The organism is Kurthia sp. Dielmo (assembly GCF_000307285.2).
In the GTDB taxonomy this organism is placed as follows: domain Bacteria; phylum Bacillota; class Bacilli; order Bacillales_A; family Planococcaceae; genus Kurthia; species Kurthia populi.
Genome location: NZ_HE578962.1, coordinates 14,157 through 36,340 on the forward strand (window position 1 = coordinate 14,157; position 22,184 = coordinate 36,340).

The window sequence follows — 22,184 nt, forward strand, 5'->3', positions numbered from 1 at the left end:
CTCGATTATAGTGGGATTAGCGTCATAAGTAAAATAATTTTTCCCTTTTGTTTTAGAGTAGTAGAATAAGGGTACGCCTTGATTATGAAAGGGGACTAACCATGTCAGAACAATTAGACGTATCACAGTTTGAAAAAAACCTAGTCATTCGCAAAATGCAGCGTACAGACTTTGATGAAATTTTAGAAATCCAACGCAAATCTTTTCCAGGAATGGACCCATGGGAATTAGCGCATTTAAATAGCCATTTAGATATTTTCCCAGAAGGCCAAATCGTCGCAGAATTAGACGGTAAAGTCATTGCATCATGCTCAAGCTTAATTATTAATTTTGATGAATATGATGACCGCGCTACCTGGTCAGATTTAACAGATGATGGCTATATTACAAACCACAATCCAAACGGCTATAATTTATACGGTATCGAGGTAATGGTAGACCCAGCCTACCGCCGTATGAAAATCGGCCAACGTTTATATGACGCGCGAAAAGATTTAGCGCGTGAGCATAACTTGAAATCAATAATTATTGGTGGCCGTATTCCAAACTACCATAAACATATCGATGAAATGACACCACGCGAATATGTGGATGCCGTATCTCGTCATAAAGTATATGATCCAGTATTAACATTCCAAATTAAAAATGGATTTACACTAATGCGTGTAAATCCAAACTATTTACCAGATGATGTGGCTTCTGCAAAATACGCGACATTGATGGAGTGGAATAATGTTGATTATTTACCACGTACAAAGCGTCACTATAAAACGAGCTACCCAGTACGTATTTGTGCTGTCCAATATATGATGCGTAAAATTTCAAGCTTTGAAGAATTTGCACACCAATGTGAATATTTCGTTGATGTAGCCAGTGATGCAAGCTCGGACTTTGTCGTATTCCCAGAGATTTTCACGACCCAATTAATGAGCTTTATGAACGAAAAATCACCAAGCTTAGCCGTGCGCCGCCTAACGGAATATACGGAGCAATATTTAGAGCTATTTACAAACTTAGCGATTCGCTACAATGTCAATATCATCGGCGGCTCTCACTTCGTTAAAGAGGAAGATGATGAAATTTACAACATCGCCTACTTATTCCGCCGTGATGGCACAATTGAAAAGCAATATAAAGTGCATATCACACCAAATGAACGTAAGTGGTGGGGGATTTCAAGTGGCGATAAAGTCCGTGTCTTTGATACAGACTGCGGTAAAATCGCCATCCAAATTTGTTACGATATTGAGTTCCCAGAAATGGCACGTATCGCAACCGATAAAGGTGCAAATATTATTTTCACACCATTCTGTACAGATGATCGCCAAGGCTATTTACGTGTACGTTATTGCGCACAGGCACGCGCCATTGAAAACCAAATTTATACGGTCATTGCTGGAACAGTCGGCAACTTACCACAAACAGAAAATATGGACATTCAATATGCGCAGTCAGGGATTTTTGCACCTTCTGATTTTGAATTTGCTCGCGATGGTATTGTCGGTGAAACAAGTCCAAACTTAGAAATGGTGTTAATCGGCGATGTCGATTTAGAAATTCTACGTCGTAAACGCCAAGATGGTACAGTAGCGCACTTAAAAGACCGTCGCCATGATGTGTATTCATTACACTATACAAAAGAAGATTAAGCTGTACTAAAAAGAACCGTACCTCGTGTGCGGTTCTTTTTTCATTCAAAAGTATGAGGGACTCGTGATACAAACTACTCGCAATAAACGGTACAATAGAAGTAAGTAAACGATTAGGGGGCATTTTATGCAGCCGACAGATCATTCAAATATTAGCTTATTAAAAGAAATTGCAGAGCTATTAAACGAAGAAACCGAATTACAGCCGATGCTACAAGGCGCGCTGCGTAAATTATTAGCAGGTACACGCTTTGAGACAGGATGGATTTTCTTTATTAATGGCCGCGGAAAACATGAGATGATTGCACATGAAAATTTACCAGAAGCATTAGCGCATGATAATTGTCGTTACTTATGTAAGGGCGGCTGCTGGTGCTTATCGAAATTTCGTAATAATGAACTGGAGAAAGCGTCAAATATTATCGAATGTCAACGAATTGAAAGTGCCAATGCAGCAGATGTAGGCGATAATGCAGACATTACGCATCATGCAACCGTACCACTGCAGTCAGGACATGAACGCTTTGGCTTACTTAATGTAGCATCGCCTAATACGGTAAGCTTCTCAGATGATGATTTAGCATTACTTGAATCTGTGGCCTTTCAAATTGGTTCATCGATTAAAAGGATTATGCTGACGAAGCAGGAGCAGGAAATGGCATTAGTGCAAGAACGTAACCGTTTAGCGCGTGACTTACATGACTCGGTCAATCAGCTACTATTCTCGGTGACACTGACATCACGTGCAGGCGTTGAGATGAGTGACGAGCCGATGGTGAAAGAAACATTTAAAGAAATTCAGGATTTAACACAAGAGGCCTTAACAGAAATGCGTGCACTCATTTGGCAACTACGCCCAAAAGGTTTAGAGAGTGGTATTTTGGAAGCTATTAAAGGCTATGCAGATATGCTGGGAATTCAATTGAAAGTGAATGTCACAGGTGTTGTGCAGTTGCCATCTAAAGTAGAAGAGGCATTATTCCGTTTAGCACAAGAAGCGCTGAATAATGTCCGTAAGCATTCGGGTGTGAAGGAGGCGGAGCTTTATATTACGCTGACGTCAACGGATGTTTTACTCGTTATTAAAGATGAGGGACGTGGCTTCCAATTACCAGACCGTGTCCAGCTACCATCATTAGGACTTCAAAGCATGCGTGACCGTACAACGTCATTAGGTGGCACGATTGATTGGGTAAGTGATATAGGAAAGGGTACGGAAATTTTAATTCGTATGCCATATTAGAGGGGGGATTTGTCATGATTCGTGTATTAATAGCAGATGACCATCATGTTGTACGCCGTGGCTTATTATTCTTTTTAAAAACGCAAAAGGATTTTGAAGTAGTCGGTGAAGCGGCAAATGGCAAAGAGGCCGTTGCATTAACAGCAGAGCTACAGCCTGATATTGTATTAATGGACTTAGTGATGCCTGAGATGGATGGCATTCAAGCAACGAAAAAAATTAAAGCGCAGTTTCCAGCAGTGCATGTGCTTATGCTAACGAGCTTTTCAGACCGTGACCATGTCGTGCCAGCGATTGAGGCAGGTGCGGCAGGGTATCAGCTAAAAGATATTGAGCCAGATGAGCTTGTAGAAACAATCCGCAAAATCATTGCAGGCGAAAATATTTTGCACCCAGATGCTAGTGAGCAACTAGAAGAAGCGGAAAAAGAAGAAGAAAATAGCCCACATGTGAAACATCCATTAACACCGCGTGAACGTGATGTATTAGCAGAGCTTACAAAAGGGAAAAGCAATCGAGAAATTGCGTCCTCATTATTTGTGACAGAGAAGACGGTTAAAACGCATATTTCTAATATTTTTGCTAAGTTAGAAGTGCAAGACCGTACACAAGCAGCACTCTATGCTGTAAAACATAATTTAACAGAGCCAAGTGGCAAAGTATAAAAAAGAGCTGGAGATTATATCTCCAGCTCTTTCGTATTATTCGGCTGTTTCAACGTCCGACTCAAGTGGTTGTGCAGGGGCAAGTTTTGTCACTTCAAGATATAAAATATGATGTCCTTCTAGCTCTTTGACAACAAATTGATATCCTTGCTCGATAATCTTTTCACCTTTTACTGCATCAAAGTTTTTCGTCATGACCCAACCGCCAATTGTATCGATATCATCTTCTTCGATGTTAATGCCAAGAAAATCATTCACACTTTCTAGTAGCATTTTCGCATCAAGGATGTAATGACCTTCTTTTACTTTACGTACTTCAGGAATCTCATCTGTATCGAATTCATCGCGAATATCGCCGACAATTTCTTCGATAATATCTTCGATTGTTACTAAACCAGACGTACCACCGTACTCATCCATTAAGATGGCCATATGAATACGTTCACGTTGGATTTTAAGTAATAAATCGCCAATTGGTGTTGTTTCAAATACACGAATAATTGGTCGCATATACGTTGTCACAGGTTTTGGCCCGTTGACTTCTGGGTTTTTAATGTAGGCTGTTAATAATGATTTCATATTAACAAGACCCAGCACATGGTCTTTATCGCCGTCGATAACGGGGTAACGTGTGTATTGTTCTACACCGATTACTTCAAAGACCTCTTTCAATGTAAGGTCTTTATCGATACCGACGATTTCTGTACGAGGTACCATGACTTCTTTGGCAAGACGATCATCGAATTCGAAAATGCTATTTACATAGCGATATTCAGCTTGATTAATCTCGCCGCCCTTTAGACTATCCGATAATGTTAAACGAAGCTCTTCCTCAGACATTGCGCCTTCAGATTCGCCCATACCTTTTAAACCAAACATTGCTGCGACACCTCGTGCAGAAATATTTAATAATTTAATGAATGGGAACATAACATTATGGAAAATGATTAATGGTTTGGCCGTTGCAAGTGCAACAGATTCGGCTTTTTGAATGGCTAATGTTTTCGGAGCAAGTTCACCCATAACAACGTGAATATACGTCACGATTGAGAATGAGATGATGAATGACACTAATGTTAAGACAGCGCCGCTTTCTAAACCGATTAAGTGAAAGATAGGCTCGATAACTGCTGCTACGGCCTCTTCCCCTAACCAACCAATACCTAATGATGTAATCGTAATACCTAATTGGCAGGCGGATAAATATTCATCTAAATTATCGACTACTTTTTTAGCGTTTAACGCTCGTTTATTTCCTTCAGCTACCAGCTGATTTACTCGAGTAGCTCGCGTTCGTACGATAGCAAATTCAGTTGCTACGAAGAACGCGGAGATCGCGATTAAGACAGCAACTGCTGTCAACCGTATGGCTATGTCCAAAGACTTCCTTTGTCCTTAAAGCCCGAATGAGGGGAAGGACAAAGTGTACACCTCCTATAATAAAAAATTAGTTAATAGAAATAATATAGACCAGTTAGAATGATTTTTCAAATGTTCTCAACTAAATGAGCAAAAAGTTTGTTATATGATTAAAATAGTTTATTTATACGGAAAATTAAAAATATATTGACAATTTAATGGAAACGGCGTAGCATGAAAGGCAACTAATAAAAAGGAGGTATGTACTATGATTCACATCAAAAAGCATTCACATGACAACACAACTACAAAACATATCTCCGCACAACACATTATGTAACTCGACTTTTTAAGTGTGCAGGGATTTTCTGTACACTTCTATTGTTTAGGCACGCGCTCTAACTAGGAGTGCGTGCCTTTTTGTGTTTGCGGAGCGGAGAGAAAGGAGAACATGACACTATGTTCGACATATTTAAAAAGCTTGATTGGTTTTTTAAAGAACAATGGAAGCGGTATAGTGTAGCAATTCTACTACTTATCATTTCAAGTGTGCTTGAAATTGTACCGCCAAAATTGATTGGGGACACAATCGATGCGATTCATCGTGGGCAACTTACGAGTGATTTGCTATGGCAATATACTTTTATTCTCGTAGGCATTACAGTTGTTGGCTATATTACAAACTATATATGGCAGTATCAATTATTTGGCGGCTCGAATATTTTACAATATCAACTGCGCCAAAATCTCATGCGTAAATTCTTACGTATGGCACCACCATTTTATGAGCGCAATCGTACAGGCGATTTAATGGCGCGCTCAACGAATGATTTAAATGCTGTCTCTGAAACAGCGGGTTACGGTATTATGACGATGCTTGATTCATCATTTTATTTAGTAACGATTATTTTAATGATGGGCTTTGGTGTATCGTGGCAACTAACGCTTGTGGCGATTTTACCGCTACCATTTTTAGCTTATGCGATGCAAATTATCGGTAAAAAAATTCATGAGCGTTTCGTTGAAGCACAGGCAGCATTTGGGGATATGAATGACCGTGTACTAGAAGGGGTTGAAGGTGTGCGTGTTGTACGAGCTTATGTACAGGAACGTTCAATGGAAGCACAGTTCAAAAATATGACGCAAGACGTTTACGATAAAAATATGCGTGTAGAGCGAGTCGATGCTTTATTTGCACCGATTAGTAAGATTTTGACGGCGCTTAGCTATATGCTAGGCCTTGGCTATGGTGCATACCTCGTATCGCAGGGCGTTATTACAGTTGGTGAGCTCATTACCTTTAATGTTTATTTGGGGATGGTCGTTTGGCCAATGATGGCAATTGGTGAAATGATTAATGTTATGCAGCGTGGCAATGCGTCAGCAGATCGTGTTCGCGAAACATTGGCAGAGCATGAGGATGTACCAGACCCAGAGAAGCCAATCGATATTGAGAAGCCAAGTAATATTGTCTTTGATGGCGTTAGTTTCACATATCCAACAGCTAAGCAGACAAATTTAGTGGATATGGACATTCGTCTAGAGCGCGGTGAAACACTTGGTATTGTTGGAAAAACCGGCAGTGGGAAAACAACCGTTGTAAAGCAACTACTACGTGAGTATCCACTTGGAGAAGGCGACGTGGCGTTATCCGATACAAAAATTCAGTTGCAATCAAAAGAACAAGTCCGTAAATGGATTGGCTATGTACCACAGGAGCATGTTTTATTTTCACGTACGGTACGCGAAAATATTCTTTTCGGAAAACCAGATGCGACAGAGGAAGAACTCCGTGCTGCCATTCGCATGGCTAATTTTGAAGAAGATTTAAAACGTCTACCACAGGGACTTGAAACGATGGTCGGTGAAAAAGGAATCTCTCTATCAGGTGGACAAAAACAACGGATTTCTATTGCGCGCGCATTAATTCGAAATCCGGAAATTCTAATTCTCGATGATTCATTATCGGCCGTTGATGCGAAAACAGAAAGTACAATTATTCATAATATCCAGGCGCTACGCAATGATAAAACGACATTAATTATTACACACCGCCTATCTGCAGTGATGCATGCAGACCGCATCATTGTATTAGAAGATGGTCATGTTATAGAAGAAGGCACACATGACGAGTTAGTTCGTGCAGGTGGCTGGTATAGTGAGCAGTTTGCGCTACAACAAATTGGAGGTGATGGCGATGTTTAAAAAGCGACTCATGCACTACGCAAACTTATATAAGAAACAACTAATTATTGGTGTCAGCTTTTTATTAATCGCTGTTGCGGCAGATTTAGCAGGACCTTTAATTGCAAAAGAAATGATTGACCGTTATATTACGGATGCCAAAGCAGATGGCGTTCCGTGGCAACCCTTTTCTGTGCTGCTAGCGATTTTCTTTGGACTATCCGTAGTATCCGCGATTTTCCGTTATGCACAGTACATTATATTACAATCAGGTGCGAATAATATTATTAAAACGATGCGTAACGATGTATATGAGCATATTAATCGCCTAACGATTCGTTACTTTGATAGTCTCCCAGCTGGGAAGGTCGTATCACGTATTACAAATGATACCGAAGCTGTTCGTGATTTATTCGTGACGGTATTATCACAGTTTGCATCAAGTATTTTAACAATCTTTGGCGTCTACATCATGCTGTTTATTTTAGATTGGCGCATGGGATTAATCGTATTATGCTTACTACCAGTTTTAATTGCCTTCGTGTGGTTCTACCATAAATTTGCGACAAAATTTAATCATATTATTCGTACGCGATTATCGGATATGAACGGTATGTTAAATGAGTCGATTAATGGAATGACAATTATTCAAGCATTTGGGCAAGAAAAGAAAATGGAACAAGAATTTGAAAAGATTAATAAGGACCATTATGATTATCAAAATAAGATGCTCGTCCTTGATGCAGCGACAACGCATAACTTAATCGGCTTATTACGTTCTGTGGTGTTCCTTGCATTTATTTGGTATTTTGGTTCACAAGCATTGTCAGGCTCAGAAGCATTTTCAGTTGGTCTACTTTATGTGTTCATTGATTATATTACACGACTATTTAATCCATTCATGCAAATTGTCGGACAGTTAAATCGTCTTGAACGTGCGCGTGTATCGGCACAGCGTGTACTCGAGCTATTAGAGTATGACGGAACAGAAGTAAGCAATGAGCATATGCCACGTTATAACGGACATGTCGCATTTAATGATGTGAGCTTTGCTTATAAGGACGAGGAGTATGTGCTGAAAAATATTGATTTTGAGGCGCAACCAGGAGAGACAGTGGCATTAGTTGGTCATACAGGCTCAGGTAAAAGCTCGATTATGAATTTACTCTTCCGTTTTTATGATGTCTCAAAAGGTTCGATTACCATTGATGGGCAAAATGTGAATGACAAGCCAGTGCAAACGACGCGTGAGCATATGGGCATTGTGCTACAAGACCCGTATTTATTTACAGGAACCGTCGCATCGAATATTAGCTTAAATGATCCAAGAATTTCAGATGCCAAGGTGAAAGCAGCCGTTGAAGCAGTTGGTGGATTAAAAGGCATTGAACTTGATGATAAGGTAGTAGAGCGTGGTACGACATTATCTTCTGGTCAGCGCCAGTTGATTTCATTCGCACGTGCACTTGCCTTCGATCCAGCAATTTTAATATTAGATGAAGCGACGTCGAATATTGACTCTGAGACCGAAGAAATGATTCAACGCGCAATGGATGTTTTAAAGCGTGGTCGTACAACATTTATCATTGCACACCGACTTTCTACTATTAAAAATGCTAATTTGATTTTAGTCCTAGATGCGGGGCGCATTGTCGAACGAGGGACTCATGAGGAACTCCTCGCAAAACAAGGAAAATATTATCAAATGTATCGCTTACAGTCAGGGATGCAAACAAACTAATTGAATTTTTATGTGAACGAGCGTAGCATGTATACTCGTGAAATGAAAGAAAGCGGGTGGGCATTACGAATTGGTGGAGAGATTGGGTTCATCAACTGAACTCATTCAATCGCAATGTGAAGTTGTTTATGTTTGGGAACGTCTTAATCCAGATGGGTATGGGGATTTTTGGCGTTATGTACAATTTATATATTCGCGAGCTAGGTCTCGCTGGCGAAGTAAGCGGACACGTCATTGCGATGACGGCGCTTGCTACGGCCATTATACTTGTGCCAGCAGGGTTACTTAGTGACCGTGTTGGGCGCAAATGGATGATCATCATTGGTGCAGGTCTTACCGCCATCACACTAGTTGTACGTAGTGTGACGGTAACCGAGCAAACGATGCTCATTGGTGCATTTTTAACTGGGCTTGTTTGGGCGTTTCCACAAGTGGCCAGTGTACCGTTTTTAGCAGAAAATTCAAAACCAAAAGAACGTATGCAGTTGTTTAGTGTACATTTTTCGCTTGTGACCATTGCAGGCGTTGCCGGGAATTTATTTGGCGGTGTCATTGCTGATGGTGCGAGTGATCTTTTCGATATTAGTGCAGCGGCAGGGATTCGTGTTGCGCTGTTAATCGGGGTTGTCTTTTTCCTTATTGGCTTACTACCAATGCTTATGATGAAAAAAGCTGTGCCTGTTGAGGAAAATAAACCGAAGGCACCGCGACTTGTACAAGACCATCATGCGGTCGATTTTAAAAGTAATTTAAAAATCATCGTATTATTTGGAATTGCACAGCTAGTTATTGGGACAGGCTCAGGGCTAGTTATTCCGTATTTAAATCTTTATTTTGCCAATCGTTTTGATGCGTCGAATTCGTATATTGGCTTTATTTTAGCAATTGGCTCAGCGATGACAGCTGTCGCACAACTAATCGGACCAATTGTTGTTAAAAAAGTAGGTGAGGTAAAGGCCATTATTATTTTCCAATATGCGTCGATTCCTTTCCTATTATTAACGGCCTTTACAACGAATCTATGGGTCGCATCAATTGGCTTTTTATTCCGTCAGGCACTCATGAATGCTGCATCACCAATTCAGAGTGCTGTCGCGATGGATATTGTCCATGACAAATATAAAGGCCTCGCCAACTCGGTCAACCAAATGGTATTCCAAGTCGGCTGGGCCTCAATGGGGATTCCAGCGACATATTTAGTAACCGCCTTTGGTAGTTACTATGGCTATGTATATACATTTATTTTAACGTCGGCGCTTTATTTAACAGCGTCTACTTATTTCTACTTCACGTTTGGTAAACGATTTGAACGTTTAAAAACTCAATCGTAAACGTGAAACGCCATAAGTGCTTGAATTTCTTTTTCTAACTGTTCATCAAGCACCATATCTTTCGGCGATACGCATGTAAGCGAGCCATCTGAATTGTAGATGACTTCGTAATAGATGCTCTTATTATAGAAGTTCAGTTGCCAACCTGGCAGCTTCGAATTGTATAGAGGCTTAAATTTAAAATGTTGAATCATCGTATATCACTCCATTTCCTATTTGTAATAGTTTACCTATTTTTCTAACTTTTTGCGAACAAAGGATTTTGATATGCGATTTTTTTTGCCTCTGCTATAATGTGAACAGGCAATGATATTCGTAAAGAAGGGTGACAGCTATATGCTAGATTTATTATGGAAAATTGTCGTCATGGCTGTGATTGGCTCCGTTATTGGTGGCTTTACAAATCATATCGCTATTAAAATGTTATTCCGTCCGTTAGAGGCAAAATATCTTTTCGGCTGGCGTTTGCCATTCACACCAGGGATTATTCCAAAACGACGTGGCGCGATTGCAGAGCAACTCGGAAAAACAGTCGTCAATTATTTATTAACACCAGAAATGTTCCGCAAAAAATTCTTTAATGCTGATAATCAACAAAAGATTGAAGCGAAAGCAAATGAACTTATTCAACAATATGTTTTTGCAGAAGATAAAACGTTAAATGATTGGCTAAAGCAAGCTGGTGTAGCTGATGCACCGCAATTGATTGAACAGAAAATTGATACGGTTATCGACCAACAAGTCATGCATTTCAAAAACGTTCTTTCAAAGGATGCGATTGAAGCATTACTGCCGCCAAGCTGGACTGAAAAAGTCGATGCGAAAATTCCAGAAGTCTCAAGTTATATTTTAATGCGTGGCGACGATTATTTTGCATCAAGTGAAGGTTACTTAACAATTAAAGGGCTTATCGACAACTTCCTTGAATCAAAAGGAACACTTGGCGGTATGGTTCAAATGTTTTTAGGTGACAGTGATTCGATTGTGTTAAAAGTTCAAAAGGAAATTCATAATTTCCTTGTAGCACCTGGCACCTTTAATATGGTCAATAATATTTTAATAACTGAATGGGGTAAGCTACGCGTTCAAACCGTGCCACAAATTTTAGGTGATCTTGATTTCACAAGTGTCACACGCAACATCCAGTCATACGCGAAAAAAGAATTAGCCATTGAAACACATTTAGACAAACCACTTGTACATTACTGGCCAACAGGCGCGCAGCATTTAGCTGACAAGGTTGTGCCACAAGTTGTAGCAGTTGGTTTTGAAAAAGCAGAAGCAAACTTAGAGACAGCTATCGCTCGTCTTGATATTGAGGAGCTTGTGCGTGAGCAAGTCGATACATTCCCGCTAGAAGTTCTTGAAAAGCTTGTACTAGGTATCACAGGTCGTGAACTAAAAATGATTACAGTTCTTGGCTTTGTGCTTGGTGGCTTTATCGGGATTTTGCAAGGGATTATTTCATACTTTATGTAGGGGGATTTACACATGATTAATATTTACGATGATTTAAACAAATTAGAAAGCACATTCCGTCAAACGGAACAATTCAATGCATTAAAAACAGCGATTGAAGAAGTGAAACAAGATGAAGCAGCGGTTGCATTATTTGCGAAATTCCGTGAACTACAAATGACACTTCAAGAAAAGCAAATGAAGGGTGAAGAAATCGGCGAGGACGAGCTACAATACGCACAAAAAACAGCGCAACTTGCTCAACAAAACCAAGCGATTTCAAAAATGCTAATGGCTGAAATGGCACTTAGCGAATTAGTACAGGAAATTAATCGTGTACTAACAAAACCAATCCAAGCAATGTATGATGGTATTCAATAATACCTTCTTCATAAAAAAAGAGCACTTTCGACAATGAAAGTGCTCTTTTTCTATTTATTTGGATTGTGCTACTAAATCAACTGATGCCATATGAATACGATTCGCATTTTCTTGAATAGTTGAGACCGCTGTATTAAGGTATTCGACATTATGCATGAGTGCATCACTGCTTTGACGTAGCGCTTGCATACGCGTTGAAATTTCTGTGAAAGATAGACCAGTTTCATGGATATCTGCATTAGATGTCACAACAAGTGTTTCTAGCGCTAGTGAGGTTTCGGCAATTTTTTTCGTTTTTATCAAACTTTTAGAAACAATACGATTAACAGTCTTCACCGCTTTTGCTGTATTTTCAGCTAGTGTACGTACTTCACTAGCTACAACAGCAAAGCCTTTGCCATGTTCACCAGCACGCGCGGCTTCAATGGATGCATTTAATGATAGTAAATTGGTTTCACTCGCGATATCAGCAATTAGACTCGCAATATCGTTGATTTGATTATTTAAGTCATGAAGTTCATCGATGTCATGTTTAACTAGTTGCATCGTTTCCTGAAGTTCGGTACTATTTTCTTCAGTGGCAAATAAGCGTTGTTGCTCTTTCGTTGCAGAGCGAACAACTTCATCGGATAATGTATGATTATGTGCAGACATTTTTTTAGGTCATTTAATACCGTAACAATCGATGAAATCGAATCATTTGTTTCTGCAGCAACTGTACTAAGCGCAGAAGAGTTTGAGCGTACGGATTCTACAATCGCTAAATTCACTTCATTTTTTTTCATCAAGGCTTGTTCATAATCAGATGCATATAATTCTAGAACGATTTGCTGTTCCACATTTAAAATTTTTGAAATCGCTTTTAAAATTTCAAAACGTTCTTTTGTGTTATAAGCTGTATTTTCGACAATAATAAAAAAGCCGTTTAACAAATCTTGAAATGCACACATATACCATTTAGGTGCCAAACCAATACGTGCGTGAACAGATGCAATACGCTGTCTTTTTGCTACAAATTGTTCATCAATGACCCCATCAAATAATTCTCCGAGATGATGAGATAATGTTTTTTTGAGGCGCTCAAATGTACTATTATCTTGAATGATTTGTTGTAAAGATGGCTCCTTTTGAAGATTTAAATAAAAATTTTCAACAAGGGACGTTAAATTTTCTTTTAAAATGGGCCGCATCAAACGCAAAATCGCTAAATCACGTAAGGTTAAGGAAATCATTTCGAGCTGTGTATAGATATCGTTACTTAAATTATTTTCAATACACACATTAGGTAATTCGGACTCTATACTATTTTCAATAGATAATTCATAAGATACTTTCTTCCATGTGTTAAAGATCATGATAAAACCCCCATTTTTTACTAATTTTATTTACTTATACCTATAAAATTTTTTATTTAAACTAAATTCGAAAGAAGTTGAACCAATCAAATGAAATTAATTTCATTAAATAAAACGTATCCTCAAGATTGGATACGTCAAATTACGCATATCGCCAATCTATTTTTTGAGGATTCGAAAGTAGCGAAAAAAGAGCAAGAAGTTGACTTGAAAGTTCATTTCACATCGCAAGTAGACGAAGATTATACCGTGCATGCTACCTGTGAATTACAAGAGCAAGCAAGTGGTGCGAAGTTTTATACAACGTTTGACCAACCATACGAAACACTAGGAACAGACCGTGAGCAGAATATTCGTTTAAAACGCGCCGTGTCATATGTATTGTTAGAGGCATTAGAGCAATTAACGGATATGCATCAAAAATGGGGTATCCTTACAGGGATTCGTCCAACGAAGCTTTATCATAAGTTTCGTAAGCAAGGCTATACAAAGGAAGCTATTCGCGAAAAACTTGTGACAGAATTCCGTTTGTCGCATGAAAAAATCGATTTATTAGAGCGTATTGTAGCTGTACAATTAAAAACAATTCCAGACTTAGATACAATTGGCGATGAGGTTAGTATTTATATTGGTATTCCATTCTGTCCGACAAAATGTGCGTATTGTACGTTCCCAGCTTATGCGATTCAAAGTAATCGTAAACAAGGTCGTGTAAATACATTCCTTGATGGATTGCATATTGAACTTGAACGTATGGGGCAATGGCTTACTGAAAATGATATGAAGATTACATCGATTTACTGGGGTGGGGGTACGCCTACTTCGATCGAGGCAGATGAAATGGACGCTTTGTATGAAACAATGTACAAACATTTCCCACATCCTGAAACAATTCGTGAAGTAACGGTAGAGGCAGGACGTCCGGATACGATTACATCTGAAAAATTAGCCGTATTACGTAAATGGGGCATTGATCGTATTAGTGTTAATCCACAGTCGTATACAGATGAAACATTAAAAGCTATTGGGCGTCATCATAGCGTACAAGAAACAATTGATAAATTCTGGCTTGCACGTGAAGAAGGCATGAATAATATCAATATGGATTTAATCATCGGCTTACCGAATGAGGGTCTTGAAGAGTTTGAACATTCATTAGCAGAATCTGAAAAAATGATGCCAGAATCTTTAACAGTGCATACATTATCGTTCAAGCGTGCCTCAGAAATGACGCATAACCGTGATAAATATCAAGTCGCGGACCGTAAAACGGCTGAAGCGATGATGCATCGTGCACATGAATGGACAGATGAGCATGATTACGCGCCGTACTATTTATACCGTCAAAAAAATATTTTAGGCAATTTAGAAAACGTCGGTTACTCAAAACCTGGCGAGGAAAGTATCTATAATATTGTCATTATGGAAGAAGTACAAACAATCATTGGACTGGGCTGCGGTGCTTCAAGTAAATTCGTTGATGCACAAACAGGGCGCATCACCCAACACCACAATCCAAAAGAGCCAGCCGCATACATTTTGACGTATGAAGAGGCCATTGAAAAGAAAATTGAGATTTTAAATGAACTTTATGGTAAAAAAGTACAAAAATAAGGGAATAAAGATAGTAACAACGAAAAAGTCGTTGCGACTGTCTTTTTCTTTTTCACAATATAAAGTGAAAAATTCTTTGAGCGAGCGACTTGGAAATTGCTACAATAGGCTTGATGAATAGAGTATAGAATGGGGTTGAGAAAATGACCATTACAATAGAAAGACTACAAGAACTAATTGAACAAGATGTTACATTGCATCGTATGAATGATGACGAGCTGATTCAACAAGTACTGCCATCACTTGAAACACTCGATCAACAACTGCGAGCACAATTATTAGCTTTTTTAGAGCGATTTGCAACGAACGAAAATATTAATGCATCGAGAAAAGAACGCGTTATATTGGAGCTGATTAGTGACGATTATTTATTCTATAATCAAGGAATGCTTAATAGTGACGAGCTATATAAACGTTCTTACAGTATGAAAGCACTTGGCTTTTTTATTGATGCACATAACGAAGTGCCTTTTATAGACAATGCAACATATGATGCTATATATCGTGCAGTGATGTTGTACCTTCAATTAGAAGAAGATGTACGTAGTTACGGTAAAGAAGGAGGACTTGTGCAGCCTGTAGCTTATGCAGTGGATGCACTTGAGAAATTAATGAATGATGAGCGCTTTCCAAAAGAACAAAGCGCGAATCTTTTTCGTGTAGTAGCTAATAAAATTGCATGTTCATCTGTTCTCTATATTGGTGATGAAAAAGAGGTATTATCAAAAACGATTATGAAATTATTAAAAATTCATTTGGATGAAAAAGTGATTGAGGATTTCTTTATACGTGTTCCGAAATTTATGACTTCACAGAATGAAAAGTTACGTTCAGACGAGCAATTGTATTTGTATAAAAATGTTACGGGTTTTTTATATGTATTCCATTTGTACGTTTATCGTAGAAATATGCATAATTCGCTACTCAAAAGCATTGAACATTGCTTAGAGAAATTAGTACCTTCTATGAAATAAAAAGATATTAAATAAACAAAAAGGCTACGTTTGACGTAGCCTTTTTTATTTGAATATTCATAAGAAAGATATATTTATATAATAATTAAATGATTTTATTTTTAAATACTAAAAAATGACATCTGATAACGATAAAATTATCGTAAAATTCAGAAAAAATATTATTATAATAGCAATAATTCAAAAAAATTATAGGTAATAGAGATGAAAAAAAGATATAAAAAATAGAAAAGACATAAAAAAAGTGACTTTATAAAAAATATAGTAAATTATTTTATTGAATTGTGACGATATTCATTCTATTCAGAAAATTATAAAAATGCAGTTAAATTAATAAAAATAGCATTAAAAAGCCGTTTGAAAGAGAATTATTTTATAAAAATACATAATCTTTAAAAAATGTTTCATTAAAATAAACTGTTCTAAATTAAATAAATTGTTTCTGATTTGAAAATTTTCGGAATACTTCTTTCTTTCTATTTATTTGTTTGATATAGTATTAATACGTTATAAATATAACGCAAATCTTTATAGGCATTAGAGGGGAACACAACATGAAGAAAAACTTTTTATGGGTAGCAATTCTCGCAGCTCTTACATTAGTGCTCGGTGCATGTGGCTTTGGCGGCGGAGATGAAAAGTCTGAAGATTCTAAATCTGATGGCAAAACATTAAATCTTTCAATTGCTTCAGAACCACCTAGCTTACATCCGCAATTAGCGACAGATACACAATCTGGATCAATCTTAAACGGGGTATTCGAAGGTTTAACTCGTGTAGATGAAAAAGGTGAAGTTGAAAACGCAATCGCAGAAGATGTAAAAGTTAGCGATGATAAACTTACTTATACGTTCACATTACGTGACGACGCAAAATGGTCAAATGGTGACCAAGTAACAGCAGGAGATTTTGAGTACGCTTGGAAATGGGCTTTAGAACCTAAAAATGCGTCTCAATACTCTTACATTTTCTACGCTATTAAAGGCGCAGAAGCTTACAACACAGGTAAAGGTAAAGCAGACGCTGTTGGTGTGAAAGCGACTGATGATAAAACATTAGAAGTAACACTTAATAACCCAACACCTTATTTCTTAGAATTAACAGCATTCTATTCTTATATGCCAATCAATAAAAAAGTGGCTGAGAAAAATGATAAATGGTACGCAGATGCTGGTGAAGACTACGTAACAAACGGACCATACACACTAAAAGAATGGAAACACAACGACAAAGTAACATTAGCTAAATCAGATAGCTACTGGGATAAAGACAGTGTAGATGTTGATACAATCAACATTGCAATGATCGAATCTTCAGCAACAGCTAGTCGTATGTTTGAAAGTGGCGACTTAGATTTCCTAGGCTCTCCATTCCAATCAGTATCTCTTGATAAAATTGATACATACAAAAAAGACAAATCACTACAAATCTCGGATATTGCATCTGTATACCTATACAAATTCAATACAAAAGATGACGTAATGAAAAACAAAAACATTCGTAAAGCTTTAACATTAGCAATCAACCGTCAAGGATTAATTGACAATGTAATTAAAGGTGAACAAAAACCTGCTAATGGTATCGTACCAATGTCAATCAATGGATGGGATTCTCAACAAACATTCTTTAAAGATAATGACATGAAAGGTGCGAAAGAAGCACTTGCTAAAGGGATGAAAGAACTTGGCATCAAAAATGCTTCTGACATCAACATCAAACTTTCAATCAACACAGATGAAGCACATGCTGCAATTGCACAATATGTTCAAGAAGGCTGGCATAAAAACTTAGGTGTGAATGTAACAATTGACAACTCTGAATGGCAAGTTTACTTAGACAAAGTGGACAGCGGTGACTTCGAAGTAGCTCGTATGGGTTGGACAGCTGACTACAATGATTCAACTTCATTCTTAGATCTTTACACAACAGCTGATAACGGCAATAACCAAACTGGTTGGGAAAGCAAAGAATACCAATCATTAATGGCGAAAGCACAAAAAGAAACAGATGTTGAAAAACGTCTAGCATTCTTACAAAAAGCAGAAGCTGTGTTTATGGCTGATTATCCAGCTGCACCAATCTATGATTACACTTCTCTATTCGTAGTGAAAGACGGAATCACAGGTATGGAGCCAGATGTATTAGGTAACATCAACCTTAAAGATGTAAAAATTGCGAAATAATTCGCACACTAGATTTACCAATGGACTGCAGGCTAAGCCTAGCAGTCCTCTTATTCTATTATTAAGAGGTTAAGGAGGCTGAAAGAATGATTAAATATATTTTCAAGCGTTTATTGTACATCGTTGCCGCATTATTCGTCATCGTAACACTAACATTCTTCCTAATGAGAATTGCCCCTGGTAGCCCGTTTGCTTCTGAAAAAAGCTTACCGCCAGAAATTGAAGCAGCGCTACAAGAAGAATATGGTTTAAACAATCCTTGGTACATCCAGTATAAGGACTATTTAGTATCTACAGCACAATTTGATTTTGGTGAATCAATGAAATACAAAGGTCGTTCAACAAACGATATGATTGCGGAAAGTTTCCCAATTTCGTTAACACTAGGTGTTGAAGCGATGATTTTAGCGGTCGGACTCGGTGTTTTAGTCGGAGTTATCACATCGCTGTATCATAATAGATTCCCGGATTATCTCGGTACGACAATTGCCGTGCTAGGAATATCCGTCCCTTCCTTTATATTAGCGGGTCTTCTACAGTACTTCGTAGGTCTGAAAATGCAACTCCTTCCAATTAGTGGATGGAACGGCTTCATCTACAGTATTATGCCGGCCTTTGCAATCGCCGTTACACATATGGGCTTTATCGCTAAACTTGTGCGTTCATCTATGCTTGAACAAAACAGTAGTGAGTATGTGAAGATGGCGCGTGCAAAAGGGCTCGGTAAATGGACGACCGTCTTCAAACATACCCTTCGAAATGCACTTCTACCAGTAGTTACTTACTTAGGACCACTATTTGCAGGGGTTATCACAGGTAGTTTCATCGTCGAACAAATCTTCGCGATTCCTGGTCTAGGTAAATACTTCGTAACAAGTATTACAAACCGTGATTACACGGTTATCATGGGTACGACAGTGTTCTACTCAATTATCTTATTATTAGCAGTATTAATCGTCGATATTATTTATGGATTAATCGATCCACGAATTAATCTGAAAGGAGGAAAAAAATAATGACTCAATCAAATGAGAATTTACCGAAAATTTCAAAAGATAAATTTACGGTTGTTGGTGGTAAGCATGATCAAACAGATCAGCTAGCCGCAAAATCAGTATCGTTCTGGAAAGAAGTGCGTTTACGCTTCATGCATAATAAACTAGCGATTGTTGGGTTCTTTATTTTAATCATCGTTACGTTAATGGCTATTTTCGTACCATGGTTATCTCCTTATAGCTATCGCGAACAATTAGGTGTCTACAATGCACCACCTTCAGCTTCACATTGGTTCGGTACAGATGACCTTGGTCGTGACATCTTTGTACGTGCTTGGATGGGTGCCCGTATTTCCCTATTCATTGGTATTACAGCTGCAGTTATCGATTTAATTATCGGTGTTGCATGGGGTTCTATTGCAGGTCTTGTAGGCGGTCGTGTGGATGATATCATGATGCGTATTGCCGATGTATTAACTGCAGTACCTTACCTATTAGTAGTAATCATCCTTTTAGTTGTATTACAACCAGGTTTATTACCAATGATTATTGCACTTTCAATCACAGGTTGGGTAAACATGGCTCGTATTGTTCGTGGCGAAGTTCTTTCTATTAAGAGTCGAGAATATGTATTAGCAGCCCGTACATTAGGTGCTAATACAACACATATTATTATGAAACACTTAGTACCCAATGCATTAGGTGCTATTTTAGTAACAATGACATTAACGATTCCAAGTGCGATTTTCACAGAATCATTCTTAAGTTATTTAGGTTTAGGTGTACCACAACCAATGGCTTCTTGGGGTACGATGGCATCTGACGGTAACAATGCGTTAGATACAGCGCCGTGGCGTTTAATCTTCCCAGCTATTTTAATCTCTGTCACAATCTTTGCATTTAATGCAGTAGGCGATGGCTTACGCGATGCGCTAGATCCAAAACTTCGTAAGTAAATAATAAAGTAGGTGAGAAAATGAGTGAAAATTTATTAGAAGTAAAAAATTTAAAAATCAACTTCAAAACATATGCAGGTATCGTACAAGCCGTACGTGGCGTAAACTTCGAAGTCAAACAAGGTGAAACTCTTTGTATCGTAGGGGAATCAGGTTCAGGTAAATCTGTAACAAGTAATGCGTTAATGAAACTCATTCCTCAGCCACCTGGTATCTATGCAGAAGGCCAGATTTTATTTGATGGTCGTGACCTTGTACCAATGACTGAAAAAGAAATGACGAAAATCCGTGGTAATGAAATTGCGATGATTTTCCAAGATCCAATGACAGCGTTGAATCCAACAATGCGTATTGGTAAGCAAATCATGGAAGTTATTTTAAAACATAAAAAAAATACATCAAAAGCAGAAGCGAAAAAACGTGCAATTGAATTAATTGATCAAGTCGGTATTCCATTCCCAGAGCAACGTTTTAAACAATACCCACATGAATTTTCGGGTGGTATGCGTCAACGTATTGTTATCGCGATTGCGCTTGCAGCGGAACCAAAATTACTAATTGCGGATGAACCAACAACGGCACTTGATGTAACGATTCAAGCACAAATCATTGAGTTAATGAAAGAAATTCAACGTACAAGTAATACAGCGATTATTTTCATTACTCATGACCTTGGTGTTGTAGCAAATATTGCGGATCGTGTGGCTGTTATGTATGCGGGTCAAATTGTTGAATATGGTACAGCGAACGAAATCTTCTATAATCCAAAACATCCATACACTTGGGGTTTACTTGGCTCAATGCCAGACCTTGATAATAATGCGGATGAATTATTGCGTACGATTCCAGGTTCACCACCAGATTTAATCCATCCACCAGTAGGAGATGCTTTTGCAGCACGTAATGAATTTGCGATGCAAATCGATTACGAACAAGATCCACCAATGTTCCAAGTTAGTGATTCGCATTTTGCAAAAACATGGTTACTTCACCCGGATGCACCTCATGTACCAGTACCAGAAGCGGTACGTAAACGTATTGAAGGGTATATTCAAAAGAATAAAGAAGCAGGTATTGATTTAGGAAAGGTTGGTGAATAAAATGCCTGAAAAAATTTTAGAAGTAAAAAATTTAAAACAGCATTTTGGTTCAATCAAGGCCGTAGATGGTATCAGTTTCGATGTTTATGAAGGTGAAACACTTGGACTTGTAGGTGAGTCTGGCTGTGGTAAATCAACAACGGGTCGTTCAATTATTCGTCTGTACGATATTACAGACGGGGAGATTATATTCCAAGGGAAAGATATTCACGGAAAAAAATCAGCAAAAGAATTAAAACAATTTAATAAAGATATGCAAATGATTTTCCAAGATCCATATGCATCACTTAACCCTCGTATGACAGCTGGTGAAATCATTTCTGAAGGCTTTGATATTCATGGTATGTATAAGAATAAAAAAGAACGTAAAGAAAAGATCGGTACATTACTCGAATCAGTAGGTTTAAACCGAGAACATGCGAATCGTTATGCACATGAATTTTCAGGTGGTCAACGTCAACGTATCGGTATTGCACGTGCACTAAGCTTAGACCCATCATTTATTATTGCGGATGAACCAATCTCGGCGCTTGATGTATCGATTCAGGCACAAGTAGTAAACTTACTACGTCAACTGCAAAAAGAGCGTGGCTTAACATATTTATTTATTGCTCATGATTTATCAATGGTTAAATATATTTCGGATCGTATTGCGGTAATGCGTCGCGGTCAAATTGTTGAATTAGGAACTGCGGATGATATTTACAATTATCCGGTTCATCCTTATACGAAATCGTTACTATCAGCAATCCCATTACCAGATCCAATTTCAGAAGCAACTCGTACACGTATTCCATATGAACACGAAGAAGTAGGAGACGATGCGAAAAGTCATGAAGTATTCCCAGGACACTTTGTATACGGTACAGATGCGCAAGTAAAACAATGGTATAAACATTAATTTTTTACTAGAAAATAATGTATTCATTTAATAGTCAAAAGAAGCGTTTCAACAGTTGTTGGAGCGCTTTTTTAATACGTTTTTTTGCATAATTA

19 protein-coding genes are annotated in these 22,184 nt (G+C 38.1%); 15 read left to right on the plus strand and 4 right to left on the minus strand.

The window, feature by feature from the left end; genetic code table 11:
- Positions 1-101 precede the first annotated feature (101 nt).
- The 3 genes from KTHG_RS16780 to KTHG_RS16790 all read left to right on the plus strand — a co-directional run bounded on the left by KTHG_RS16780 (position 102) and on the right by KTHG_RS16790 (position 3,557).
- Complete coding sequence (locus tag KTHG_RS16780) at positions 102-1,649, plus strand: bifunctional GNAT family N-acetyltransferase/carbon-nitrogen hydrolase family protein (RefSeq protein ID WP_126991195.1); 1,548 nt, start codon at positions 102-104, stop codon at positions 1,647-1,649.
- Positions 1,650-1,776: 127 nt separating this feature from the next.
- Positions 1,777-2,892, plus strand: coding sequence for a GAF domain-containing sensor histidine kinase (locus KTHG_RS16785; RefSeq protein ID WP_126991196.1), 1,116 nt, complete (start codon positions 1,777-1,779; stop codon positions 2,890-2,892).
- A 14-nt stretch (positions 2,893-2,906) separates the two neighbouring features.
- Entirely contained in the window at positions 2,907-3,557 is a 651-nt protein-coding gene (locus KTHG_RS16790; protein ID WP_126991197.1) for a response regulator transcription factor, read from the plus strand.
- 36 nt (positions 3,558-3,593) lie between these two features.
- On the opposite strand, the gene KTHG_RS16795 is transcribed toward KTHG_RS16790, so the two are convergent.
- Entirely contained in the window at positions 3,594-4,937 is a 1,344-nt protein-coding gene (locus KTHG_RS16795) for a hemolysin family protein (RefSeq protein WP_255512491.1), read from the minus strand.
- 438 nt (positions 4,938-5,375) lie between these two features.
- On the opposite strand from KTHG_RS16795, the gene KTHG_RS16800 reads away from it, so the two are divergent.
- From KTHG_RS16800 to KTHG_RS16810, 3 genes are all read left to right on the plus strand, one after another.
- Entirely contained in the window at positions 5,376-7,121 is a 1,746-nt protein-coding gene (locus KTHG_RS16800; protein ID WP_139995426.1) for an ABC transporter ATP-binding protein, read from the plus strand.
- Positions 7,114-8,841 (plus strand): ABC transporter ATP-binding protein, encoded by a 1,728-nt coding sequence (locus KTHG_RS16805; protein WP_139995428.1) that lies wholly within the window; start codon positions 7,114-7,116, stop codon positions 8,839-8,841. Before KTHG_RS16800 ends, KTHG_RS16805 begins: the two co-directional genes overlap by 8 nt.
- 62 nt (positions 8,842-8,903) lie before the next feature.
- Positions 8,904-10,172 (plus strand): MFS transporter, encoded by a 1,269-nt coding sequence (locus KTHG_RS16810; protein WP_370362823.1) that lies wholly within the window; start codon positions 8,904-8,906, stop codon positions 10,170-10,172.
- On the opposite strand, the gene KTHG_RS16815 is transcribed toward KTHG_RS16810, so the two are convergent.
- The gene (locus tag KTHG_RS16815; protein WP_126991201.1) at positions 10,163-10,366 is read right to left on the minus strand and encodes a DUF5342 family protein; all 204 of its coding nucleotides are present in this window, start codon (positions 10,364-10,366) and stop codon (positions 10,163-10,165) included. The two genes, KTHG_RS16810 and KTHG_RS16815, sit on opposite strands and share 10 nt — an antisense overlap.
- Positions 10,367-10,508: 142 nt before the next feature.
- Between KTHG_RS16815 and KTHG_RS16820 the strand changes: the two genes are divergently transcribed.
- Entirely contained in the window at positions 10,509-11,651 is a 1,143-nt protein-coding gene (locus KTHG_RS16820) for a DUF445 domain-containing protein (RefSeq protein ID WP_139995432.1), read from the plus strand.
- A gap of 12 nt (positions 11,652-11,663) precedes the next feature.
- Positions 11,664-12,011, plus strand: a complete 348-nt coding sequence (locus tag KTHG_RS16825; protein ID WP_126991203.1) for a YlbF family regulator — start codon at positions 11,664-11,666, stop codon at positions 12,009-12,011.
- 54 nt (positions 12,012-12,065) lie between these two features.
- On the opposite strand, the gene KTHG_RS16830 is transcribed toward KTHG_RS16825, so the two are convergent.
- Positions 12,066-12,557 carry a methyl-accepting chemotaxis protein gene (locus tag KTHG_RS16830; protein ID WP_305000253.1) on the minus strand — a complete coding sequence of 164 codons (492 nt, stop codon included), beginning with the start codon at positions 12,555-12,557 and terminating at the stop codon, positions 12,066-12,068.
- Positions 12,548-13,366, minus strand: coding sequence for a protoglobin domain-containing protein (locus KTHG_RS16835; RefSeq protein WP_139995436.1), 819 nt, complete (start codon positions 13,364-13,366; stop codon positions 12,548-12,550). Before KTHG_RS16835 ends, KTHG_RS16830 begins: the two co-directional genes overlap by 10 nt.
- A 90-nt stretch (positions 13,367-13,456) precedes the next feature.
- On the opposite strand from KTHG_RS16835, the gene KTHG_RS16840 reads away from it, so the two are divergent.
- The 7 genes from KTHG_RS16840 to KTHG_RS16870 all read left to right on the plus strand — a co-directional run bounded on the left by KTHG_RS16840 (position 13,457) and on the right by KTHG_RS16870 (position 22,089).
- The gene (locus KTHG_RS16840) at positions 13,457-14,980 is read left to right on the plus strand and encodes a coproporphyrinogen III oxidase (protein WP_139995439.1); all 1,524 of its coding nucleotides are present in this window, start codon (positions 13,457-13,459) and stop codon (positions 14,978-14,980) included.
- A 143-nt stretch (positions 14,981-15,123) separates the two neighbouring features.
- A complete protein-coding gene (locus KTHG_RS16845; RefSeq protein ID WP_139995441.1) occupies positions 15,124-15,954 on the plus strand; it encodes a DUF2785 domain-containing protein in 831 nt (276 codons plus the stop codon).
- Positions 15,955-16,508: 554 nt separating this feature from the next.
- Positions 16,509-18,137 (plus strand): peptide ABC transporter substrate-binding protein, encoded by a 1,629-nt coding sequence (locus tag KTHG_RS16850; protein ID WP_139995443.1) that lies wholly within the window; start codon positions 16,509-16,511, stop codon positions 18,135-18,137.
- Positions 18,138-18,223: 86 nt separating this feature from the next.
- Positions 18,224-19,153 carry an ABC transporter permease gene (locus tag KTHG_RS16855; protein ID WP_126991207.1) on the plus strand — a complete coding sequence of 310 codons (930 nt, stop codon included), beginning with the start codon at positions 18,224-18,226 and terminating at the stop codon, positions 19,151-19,153.
- Positions 19,153-20,088, plus strand: a complete 936-nt coding sequence (locus KTHG_RS16860) for an ABC transporter permease (RefSeq protein WP_139995445.1) — start codon at positions 19,153-19,155, stop codon at positions 20,086-20,088. Before KTHG_RS16855 ends, KTHG_RS16860 begins: the two co-directional genes overlap by 1 nt.
- 20 nt (positions 20,089-20,108) lie before the next feature.
- On the plus strand, positions 20,109-21,188 hold the full coding sequence (locus tag KTHG_RS16865; protein WP_139995447.1) for an ABC transporter ATP-binding protein: 1,080 nt from the start codon (positions 20,109-20,111) through the stop codon (positions 21,186-21,188).
- Position 21,189: 1 nt separating this feature from the next.
- Positions 21,190-22,089 carry an ABC transporter ATP-binding protein gene (locus KTHG_RS16870; RefSeq protein ID WP_126991210.1) on the plus strand — a complete coding sequence of 300 codons (900 nt, stop codon included), beginning with the start codon at positions 21,190-21,192 and terminating at the stop codon, positions 22,087-22,089.
- Positions 22,090-22,184 lie beyond the last annotated feature (95 nt).